1 protein-coding gene is annotated in these 264 nt (G+C 68.9%); it reads right to left on the reverse strand.

All coding sequences use genetic code 11. The annotated features are described in order from the left end of the window. The coding region (locus CVH10_RS21405; protein ID WP_146143239.1) for a L,D-transpeptidase at nt 1-264 on the reverse strand (264 nt) is incomplete at both ends.

Consider the following 264-nt stretch of genomic DNA (forward strand, 5'->3'; position numbering starts at 1 on the left):
CGATTCGGGGTCGCTGCTGGCGTAGATCGTATAGAGCGTGTAGGCGCCGTTCTGGTAGAGGTGGAGGGTGCGGGCGCCGAGCGGATTGTCGAGGCCCCCCGGCATGCCCTTGGCGTACTTGGCGGCCTCGGGCTGACGCCGGATCATCTCCTTGGGCGGTGTCCAGGTCGCCCATTCGGACTTGCGGCCGACATAGGCGTCGCCGCTCCAGAGGAAGCCGTCGCGGCCCACATTGGCGCCGTAGCGCGTGGCGGCGCCATCACC

Source organism: Halomonas sp. ND22Bw (genome assembly GCF_003011945.1).
In the GTDB taxonomy this organism is placed as follows: Bacteria; Pseudomonadota; Gammaproteobacteria; order Pseudomonadales; family Halomonadaceae; genus Halomonas; species Halomonas halophila.